Origin of the sequence: Alistipes sp. AM16-43 (genome assembly GCF_003435745.1) — a bacterium.
Classification (GTDB): domain Bacteria; phylum Bacteroidota; class Bacteroidia; order Bacteroidales; family Rikenellaceae; genus Alistipes; species Alistipes onderdonkii.
The window spans coordinates 1-1,177 of record NZ_QTUQ01000023.1 but is presented as its reverse complement, the minus strand read 5'-3'; the positions used below and the strand labels follow the sequence as shown (position 1 = coordinate 1,177).

Below are 1,177 nucleotides of genomic sequence, written 5' to 3'. Positions count from 1 at the left end.
GTCGTGGTCGTCGAGGAAGATCACCTGATTGTAGACATGGTTGCAGGAGAGCAGCAGTCCCACGGGCGCCGCGAACGAAAGCCGGCAGTCCGAGCGGTCGGTCGAGAGGCGCTCGTAGCGGAAATCCGTCGCCACGCTCTGCGGCAGCACGTCCAGATCGGAGAGCGTGTGCATCGAGAGGTACTTGTCCCCGATGCGCATCGTCCCCGGGTCGAGACGGATATCCTCGTTGACGACCGGACGCCGCTCGTCCGAGAGGGCGAAGTAACGTGCCAGCAGCCCCGCATCGTCCGCCGTGCCGACGATCTCGGCTTCCGTAAGCCGCTCGACACGTACGAGGCCCGAATCGTTCAGAATGCGCTCCATCTGCTCCGCGGCTTCCAGAAAGCGCGTCACGGCATCCGTGTCGCGCATCTCCCGCGGGACGATGAAGCCCCGGCACAAGACGGACGAAGCGCTCGTCTGACGCATCCGCTCAGGTGTGGTCTTCGTAACGAACAGGTAGCACGTGTGGCGCAGGTAAGGCCGCTCGTTGAAATGACGCTCGTAGGAACGCGCGAGAAAGCTCCTCTCGGAACCGTCGTTCGGAGTCTCGTATCGCTCCTCGATAAAGAAATCCTGCTTGTGGACGACGGTGTAGTCCGGCAGCACCTTCAGGGCTTTGAGCCATGCACCGTGCAGTGCTTCGTACTCCTCGCCCGTGAGGGTGAAGAGTTCGGGCAGCGAGACGCGGTAAGCCGCGGTGATGTCGGCGAACTTGGAGATGATGCAGTTGTTCTCGACGCGCAGAAGTGGGAATTTCGATTCCAAGGTCGAGGTTTTCAAGGTTCCGCGCATAGGATTACGGTTTTACGGTTCGAGGGATACGAATGCGTAGCAGCCGCCGGATGGCCCGACGATGGATGATGCGCCGCGGATGCCGGCGCGAGGCCATGAGCTTTTGAAGTCCGTAGGGGCCGAAACGGCGGCTCAGGTAGAAGGTGCCGCCCGTGACGGCAAGGCCGGCTGCGAGGGCGAAGAGGATGCAGAAGCCCTGCGGGACGCCGCTCATGTACATTCCGGCGAAGCAGACGAAGACGCCCAGAAGCCCTGCGACGAACAGCACGAGGTACTGCGCTGTGAGCCGTAGGCTAAGAACCCGGTGCCTTGCCGTATTTCTACGGTAGGTTTCCAAGAA

Annotated in this window: 2 protein-coding genes; both read right to left on the bottom strand. The window is 61.8% G+C overall.

Going from position 1 to position 1,177, the window contains the following annotated elements; genetic code table 11:
* Nucleotides 1-837 (bottom strand): TraG family conjugative transposon ATPase (locus DW189_RS14180; protein ID WP_117508605.1); only part of this gene is annotated, 837 nt, incomplete at its 3' end.
* Nucleotides 838-841: 4 nt separating this feature from the next.
* Nucleotides 842-1,177, bottom strand: a 336-nt coding sequence (locus tag DW189_RS14175; protein ID WP_409012331.1) for a DUF4133 domain-containing protein, incomplete at its 5' end; no start/stop codon positions are given.